This window comes from SAR324 cluster bacterium (genome assembly GCA_029245725.1).
Taxonomy (GTDB): Bacteria; SAR324; SAR324; order SAR324; family NAC60-12; genus JCVI-SCAAA005.
Map to the genome: position 1 here is coordinate 1 of JAQWOT010000180.1, position 8191 is coordinate 8191.

An 8191-nucleotide genomic window follows, 5' to 3' on the forward strand; every position below is an offset into this window, starting at 1 on the left:
GAAATACCTTGGTTAAGTTGTGATGAGATTTCTGAACCAGATCTCACTCTAAATTCCTTGGGAATGACCCTTCTAGTCAGTTTTGAAAGTGACGGTTCAAATTACCAAACAAGTGCTGTCCTAAACAATGCCTGGCAACTCTACGGTAGTTCAAAACATCTTTATTTGATCCAAGGAAGTTCTGGGTGGTGGTGGAATGCAGAGCAATCTGACCAGACGGCAATCTGGCAATTGGACTGGCAATCTGGACATCCAGTGTATGAAGGTAGCGGGTTGGTAGATGGACAAGTTCTGAACTCTTTTAGCCTGAGTGAATATGAAGACCATCTTCGAGTTGCAACTACCGAACGTCCAAATTCTCCGATGATTCCTGTTGATGGTGTTATGGAAATTATTGAACCTAGTCAGTCGCTAAATCACCTCTTTGTGTTGAAACTTGCGGATAAAGAAAACTCTGAGTTGGAACAGGTGGGCTCCGTCCTCAATCTAGCTCCTGGAGAAAGAGTTCAAAGCGCTCGTTTTGTTGGTGATCGGGGTTATCTCGTTACTTTCCGGCAAGTGGATCCATTATTCACATTTGACATGAGCAAACCTGACAAGCCTACTCTGGAAGGTGAGCTTAAAATTCCTGGTTTCAGCAACTATATGCATCCTCTGGGTGAAACCCACTTGCTGACTGTTGGGCGCGCTGGTGATGATGATGGGTTGAGTGGAGAGTGGCAGGCGCAGCTTTTCGATGTGTCCAATCTCACGAATCCAGAACAGGTCGATACCCTGATTCCATCAAAGCTGAAAGGAGGACGGGCTTACAGTGAAGCAGGTTGGGACCACCATGCCTTCACCTATGATCCAAAGAGCAGACTTTTAGTAGCTCCAATTCAGGGCTATGGAAAGAATTGGGATTCACAATTCAGTGGTTTCAGCGTGATTGAAGTAGGACCTGAGCTAACTTCTTTGACCGAACGTGGTTGGATTGAACATGAAGGGAAATTAAGCTCAGATTGTGAGCCAAGTTTGAATGAGGAAAGTTCACCCTGCAAATTTTGGAATTTGAAAAGCCAACCAAGACGTATCTTACTGATGTCAGACAACTCAAGTTATTATTTGTATACTATTTCAAACACTGCTGTTCAAACCCATGAGGTAGATAATTTTAGTGATAAACTAGCAGAAGTGAATTATCCCTGAGCTTGCAGCTCAGCAAGGCTATTTCCAGCACGAGTCATGATGCTAACAGGGTCACCCATCTTGATTTTGGATCCAGACACCAAAATCATATTTTGACCAAACCAGATTTCTTGTTTCCAACGTCGGTATGTCTCCAAGGTATGCAAGGGTTCTGAGCCCTGTCGAACTCCAATGAAGGGATGAATTGTTGGGATCTGGCAACGCGAGCACCATTCCCTGCAGCGAAACTCCGCATCACCAATCTTGATCAAATCCCACTGATCCTCATCACAAGGCGGAAAGTCGCCCTCAACGACAATATTTGGCCTAAAACACAAGCTCAGCAGGTTCTCATTGAGAATTCGATTGTTGAGATCGATCAAAGATGGCGATGTAATTAAATGAAATGGGTGTGTATCGGCAAAGGAGAGCCCTGAGTGTGAACTTTCGCGAACTTCGCGCTGACTTGATTCAGGCATGTAAACCAAGGTGACGGGTATCCGCAAAAGTTCTGAGATCCACTGATTAATTTCTGCATCTGCTGGAACAGCGTGACAGACGTCTTGCCAGATTTTCACGGTTATTCTTTCTTTTGTAGTCGGAACTCTCACTTTTATTCGGCGCATGGAGGGAGTGAAGAGTTGAAGACCCTCTTCGTCGAACTCTACAAAAAGTTGGCTGAGTTGCGGAAATTTTCTTTGTGTGAGAAACTGATTTTTCTCACCAACTAGCATCCACCTTCTGTCGTAAGCCGGTCCGAGTTCTGTCAATTCCATTTCCTGAACTCGAATCCCCTGGGTCGACTTGATGGGATAGATGAACAACTCCTGAACCCTTAGTGACCCCATGCGTTATTTGCTCCTGAATAGATATTCTTTTTTTCTAAAGCTGACCATCATTCTGTTACTACATACTTCTCAGGGCTGGGCAGCTCCAAGTCCCCTTTCTGAAGAGGTCCAAGCCATGCTGGAATCAGAGAGAATAGACGCCCCCAAAGTCGAATTAGCTGCTGCAGACTTTGAAGGAATTCTTTTAAACGGGCAGACTTTTCGGTTGAGTGACCAAAAAGGTAAAGTGGTTTTTCTGAATTTCTGGGCTACTTGGTGTTCTCCCTGTCTCAAGGAAATGCCTGACATGCAAGAACTCCAAAAAGAACTAGGCTCAAAGATTCTTGTACTTGCAGTTGGTATGGGTGAAGCAGCCGAACGGATCGAAAAGTTTCAAAAAAAACATCAGTTTGAATTCCAAATCCTTCCCGATCCTGAAATGACAGTGACCCAACTCTATGGAGTTCGCAATATTCCTATTACTTATTTGGTCAACACTTCTGGAATTGTTGTGGGACGTGCCCTTGGCCCTAGAGAATGGACAAGGCCAATACTATTGGAGTTTTTTGAAAATCTCGCTTCCGAAAAACCTAATCCATAGTCTTATTCCCTTAGGCTTAAGACTTCAATGACTTTCGTCAAGCCCAATTGTTCATCAGTACTCTATACAGCCTTGATCTTCTATCTTTTCAGCAGCACGGAAAAATAATCATATGAGTGATCTGAAACCGTTGCTTGATAAGAATTTCCTGGAGTACGCTTCCTACGTGATTAAGGAGCGGGCAATCCCGGATGTAGAGGATGGACTAAAGCCTGTTCAACGTCGTATTCTGCACACGATGTACCGGATGGACGACGGCAAATTCAACAAGGTTGCGAATGTTGTAGGTGAAACAATGAAGCTTCACCCTCATGGTGATGCCTCGATTGGGCAAGCCTTAGTTGTCCTTGCCAACAAGGAATATTTCATTGAGAAACAAGGAAACTTCGGGAATATCTTCACAGGTGATCCCCCTTCTGCTGCTCGCTACATCGAGGCAAGACTGACTCCTCTAGCCAAGGAGGTCCTCTTCAATCCAGATTTGACGGAGACTGAGGAAAGCTATGACGGTCGAAACCGAGAACCCTTGGCGCTTCCATGTAAAATCCCAGCTACTCTTTTGTTGGGTGCAGAAGGTATTGCTGTTGGCATGTCGACAAGGATACTGCCCCATAATTTTCATGAAGTATTAGAAGCCCAGGTTGCCTTTTTGGAAGGAAGGCCTTTTGAGTTGTTTCCTGATTTCCTGACTGGCGGTCTGTTAGATATAAGTCAGTATCGCGAGGGAAATGGGAAAGTACGCTCGAGGGCTCTTATTGAGCAGGTTGATGAAAAGACATTGGTTATCAAGGAATTACCTTACGGAGTTACCACAGAATCTTTGATCCAATCGGTTCAGGATGCGGTCAACAAAGGGCGTTTTAAGTTGAGCAGCATTAACGACTACACAGCTGAGAATGTGGAGATTGAGCTTAAACTACCAAGAAACAGTACTACCTCACAGATCCTCAAACCACTGTATGCCTACACCCAGTGCGAGGTTTCTGTTTCCATAAATCTTCTTGTTATCAGAAAGAATCAACCCACCCAGCTATCCGTCAATCAAGTCATCCAACACAACAGTGAGCAATTAGTCAATTTACATGAACGTGAATTGAAGTTGGAGCTACATAAACTCAATGAGCAATGGCATCACAGGAAACTTGAGCAATATTTCATCACTGAGCAACTCTATCGTCAGGTAGAGGAGTGTGAGACTTGGCCTGAGGTCATGCATACGGTTGGAAAAGGGATGGAACCTTTGAAAAAAGATTTGAAAAGGGACATCACTTCTGAGGATCTTGAGAAGCTTCTCGGACTGCAAATCAAACGTATTTCCAGGTTTGACCGACGCCAGGCAGAAAAAGAATTTAGGAGATTGGACCGAGAAATCCGCCAGGTTGAAAGGCACCTCCAAGATGTTATCAACTACACAATTGTTTATATACGTAGCCTTCAGGAACGCTATTCTACAGAATTTCCTCGTAAAACGATCCTCCAGTCCTTTGATGAGATTCAGTTACGTGAGGTCGCTGAAAAGCAGCCAGTATTCTGGAATAAGCAGCAAGGTTATCTGGGAACAGATGTCGAAGGAAAAGAAATTACAGTTTGCACACCCTATGATCGTCTGGTGATCTTTGGAGGTAATCTTTGTTACCAGGTGAGCAGGGTTCCTGAAAAAACCTTTATTGGAAAAAAGGTTTTAGGTGTCTACCCAGAAAACCCAGAAATCGTCTACAACATTGTCTACCAACCAGAAGCAGATGGACTGGCTTATGTAAAGCGATTCAAAGTCCAAAAGTTTATCTTGGACAAGGAGTATGAACTGTTTCCTGATCAGGAGGGAGCTAAGATTCTACACTTCAGTAGCGGCAACAGTATTTTTCTTGAGTTTCAGTTTGTTCCCTCAGAACGAATCCGCAAATCAAGGGATTTTCTGCTTCTAGATGAAGTTTTAGTGAAAAATCCTCAGGCACGCGGAGTCCGTCTTGCCAATAAGCCCATTTTACCCAAAAGTCTTCGTCAATTGGCCAAAGCTCCTGAAGATCCTCAAGCGACCTTGCTGCAAAACAGCAACTCTTGAGGGTTTACAAGATCAATTCGACTCAGTGAACGCAGTTCATTTCATCAAAAATTAATGGGAGGAAACTTATGAATAGAATCGGCATCGATCTAGGCGGAACAAAGATCGAAGGCATTTTAACGACTGATGATCCGATGAATGTCCTTGTTCGAAAGAGGGTTTCCACAGAGCAGGAGAAAGGCTATGCACAGGTTCTAGGGAACATCGCTGGATTAATCGAGGGACTCCGTAACGCTAGCGATAAACAAGTAAAATTGGGTATGGGTATCCCGGGAGTTGTCAACCAATCAACGAAGCGAGTCCAGCAAGCCAACGCACAGTGTTTGATCGGTGAGGCTCTGGAGGAAGATTTGACAAATCGGCTAGGGCAGGGAATCAACATTGAAAATGATGCCAATTGTTTTGTCCTCAGTGAAGCCCTCCACGGTGCCGGAAAGGGCTACCAATGTGTTGCTGGCATAATCATGGGAACCGGCATGGGTGGCGGAATTGTGATCAACGGCCAGCCCTGGAAGGGAAGAACCGGCCTTGCAGGGGAATGGGGCCATGCATCAATCGAGGAGCCTGATGGTGTACTATGCTGGTGTGGACGCAAAGGTTGTGCAGAAAATTATCTCTCAGGAACCGGAATCCAAAGGATTTATCGAGAAGCAACTGGTCAGGATCGCAGCGTTGCTTCCATCCATGAAGGCTTTCTTAGTGGCGATAGTGCTTGCAAACTGGTTATGGATCAGGTCCTAAACTATTTTGCTCGATCTATGGCAAACATCATGGTTCATCTGGAACCAGATATCATTGTGATTGGTGGTGGAGTCTCAAACCTACCGATCCTTTATACTGAGGGCCTCATAAGAACAAATGAAATTGTTTTTGGCACCCCACTAACAAAGATTGTAGAAAATCAACTAGGTGACTCTAGTGGTGTACATGGAGCAGCTGTACTCGCAGTGTAACACTTCAAAAAAGACTTGCTAGCGAAAGCGAAGTTGCATATTTAATTTGGTTTGCTGAAGTGGTGGAACTGGTAGACACGCTGTCTTGAGGGGGCAGTGGGCTTTCGCTCGTGGGGGTTCGAGTCCCCCCTTCAGCACCAGATAATTAGCTCACCGAATAAAATCAGTATCTTAGTACTAGTTTTCCTGCCTCAGACCCGTTCCGTATAACATTCTGTATAACAAACCTCCTAGATTTTCGACTCAAGGCATCTTGTCTACTGTTTTGAATTATCTGTCAAGATTAAGGGTTAATTTAGGCCATTTAAGTCGATAGTCTTTTAGCAGCATCTACTAGCGAGCAAGTTTAATCTAATTTGAATTTCTACTCCTCTTAGACACTCCAGGTCTGTCTTGTTAGTATTAGGTAAAGATAGGCCTGGATAAACAACATTTGTTTTATTTACTTAACATAATATTTTGTTTATAATATCTTTCTATTTGAAGCTTATAAAATTGAGTTACTTTTAATAGCAGGAATTTTAGTAACAAAAATTCTAATGAAAAGCTTACTAGAATAGTACCAAACTAGCTTTGCGGCTCATGCTAGATACTAGTAAATTCGTGCTAGTATCAATTAGTTTATAGCACCAAACTAGTTTTCAGTTTTCGTTGATCTATTAGTACTAGCATGGTGCTAGTTTGTTAAAGAGTACGACTAGTCATTACCTAAATATACTATTCATATCAATTAGTTAAATGGGTAATTTCCTACTATTTTCAATGAATGCTAGCACCAAACTAGTATCTCAGCAGGAATAGTCAGATCGATTTGTACTAGCGGAAACTAGCACTAGTCGAGCAATTCTCATAAAGCGCCGCAAGAGACAACTAGATTGCAGGGTAGGAGGACAGGGAAGTAGGTTAACCCGAAAGATTTCATCGCAGTACTTGAACTCTAGAAAATCAATAGTGAGATCAACATCTTTTGCAAATGATTTGCTAGTCTATTTGTAGATTTCTTCTGCTTTCATCAGGGCCTACGATGCAGTCATTGCAGTGAGAATATACCCCAGAATAAGGGGTGCTGGAAAGGGTGACACTTCTCTGATGGGTGACACTTCTTTTCCAAGCTCAGTCCAGTGTCCAGTGTCTTGGCTTTTGTTGTCGTCTGTTTTTGTCACATTGGTGTCACTAGATCTGTCACCTTTTCGAGAAGTGTCATCGAAGTGTCACCCCTTCCAGCCCAGTGTTTCTCTGGCCTTGAGGGAAAAAGGTGACAGATGACAGATCTTTGTAAGTCCAATATAGAGAAACAAAACACTCTCTTCTGCTTCTGAAGTTGTATATATAGACTTTCGCAGAAGTGTCACCTGTCACCGACCCTTTGAATTAGACCAAATTCTTCTTGTTTTCAATCATTGATCACTACGAATGCATACGGCCCCTCCAAAGAGATAGAAGCTTAGAACCTAGTAGCGAATTAAGGTATTCGTCAAAGCACTTTGACAAAGCTAGTTTAAAGACTGAAACCCAGCACTGCAGCTCAAGAGGATAGTGAAATGAGACAGGGGAGGGGGAGAGCAACTAGTACACACACCTATTTTTATTACCTCCCCTAATCGATTTTCACACGCAGTCAAATTTAGTCATCAGTAATCTAAAAGCCTAATAGGAACCCGATGCATCAAGCTAGGAACCTGACATGGAAGCAGGAGCGTTTTGTCTCAGAGTATTTGCTGAGTGGAAATGCCGCTGAGGCTGTAAGGAGAGCAGGCTATCAAACCCGCTATCCTTCAGAAGTCGGCTACGGCCTCAAAAGACATCCGAAGGTGAGAACAGCTCTCGTAGAAGCTCAAGAGGCTCGAGCTAGACGTTTAGAGATTCAAGCAGATCTGGTTGCCAGTAAGTTTCTGCAGTTGATGGAGAGAGCACTGGAGGCAAAGGATTTTGAGACGGCATTGAAAGCTTTAAACCAGTTATGCAACAAGCTGAAAGTCTTTGAGCGCCATCAAGCCTTGCCACTACTGGAGATAATGGAACAGGCCCCAAATGACTGGGAAGGCATGCTGAGAGCAACTATCGGGGTTCTAGCGATTGCAGGAAAGTATGATGAGTTGCTCAAGGCCTTGAAGCTCAAAGCTCAGCTTGAACAAGCTAGCAATGCAGAAGGGATGTATGAGCAGGCCTTACTCAGTCTAGAGGTCTGAAATAGCTATTCTTTTCTACACTGAGCGTCTTCTTATAAGTCTCTAAATTACTATTATCTAATAACTTTTCTACTAAAAGAGGCTTAACTCTTCCTTAACAAAGATAGTTTTTGAAAGTATAGAAAATTTCTAATGGCCGAAGTATCTTAAGGAAGCTTAAAGCATTACCAATCCCACCTGCCTCTATCCGATCATCCAGATTCACTCTAATCTTTAATATACCTCTCAGAGTTCTCAGAACCGTCTTGGCTAGGTTTTATAGAATCTATTATAACGCAGTCATTAATTATTTTTCGGCTGCTGGTGAGAGATCTGGAGATCTTAATGACAATATAAATATCTTTGGCACACTTTGTGGAAGTAAGCCCCCCCCCTTCTCTGAAAGATCATTG

General features: G+C 43.4%; 6 protein-coding genes and 1 tRNA gene. 6 read left to right on the plus strand and 1 reads right to left on the minus strand.

Going from position 1 to position 8191, the window contains the following annotated elements:
• Nucleotides 1–1188: beta-propeller domain-containing protein (locus P8O70_09095; GenBank protein ID MDG2197030.1), on the plus strand; the 1188-nt coding region annotated here is incomplete at its 5' end.
• Here the strand turns inward: P8O70_09095 and P8O70_09100 are convergent.
• Nucleotides 1179–2015 carry an MOSC domain-containing protein gene (locus tag P8O70_09100; GenBank protein ID MDG2197031.1) on the minus strand — a complete coding sequence of 279 codons (837 nt, stop codon included), beginning with the start codon at nucleotides 2013–2015 and terminating at the stop codon, nucleotides 1179–1181. The genes P8O70_09095 and P8O70_09100 overlap by 10 nt on opposite strands.
• Between P8O70_09100 and P8O70_09105 the strand changes: the two genes are divergently transcribed.
• The 5 genes from P8O70_09105 (at nucleotide 2014) to P8O70_09125 (ending at nucleotide 7799) form a co-directional block, all read left to right on the plus strand.
• Nucleotides 2014–2595, plus strand: coding sequence for a TlpA disulfide reductase family protein (locus P8O70_09105; protein ID MDG2197032.1), 582 nt, complete (start codon nucleotides 2014–2016; stop codon nucleotides 2593–2595). The two genes, P8O70_09100 and P8O70_09105, sit on opposite strands and share 2 nt — an antisense overlap.
• 112 nt (nucleotides 2596–2707) lie before the next feature.
• A complete protein-coding gene (locus tag P8O70_09110; protein ID MDG2197033.1) occupies nucleotides 2708–4657 on the plus strand; it encodes a DNA topoisomerase IV subunit A in 1950 nt (649 codons plus the stop codon).
• Nucleotides 4658–4725: 68 nt separating this feature from the next.
• Nucleotides 4726–5610: an ROK family protein gene (locus tag P8O70_09115; protein ID MDG2197034.1), complete on the plus strand. Its 885-nt coding sequence runs from the start codon at nucleotides 4726–4728 to the stop codon at nucleotides 5608–5610.
• Between the two features lie 53 nt (nucleotides 5611–5663).
• Nucleotides 5664–5750, plus strand: a tRNA-Leu gene (locus P8O70_09120).
• Between the two features lie 1521 nt (nucleotides 5751–7271).
• The gene (locus P8O70_09125; protein ID MDG2197035.1) at nucleotides 7272–7799 is read left to right on the plus strand and encodes a terminase small subunit; all 528 of its coding nucleotides are present in this window, start codon (nucleotides 7272–7274) and stop codon (nucleotides 7797–7799) included.
• The last annotated feature ends 392 nt before the right edge of the window (nucleotides 7800–8191 follow it).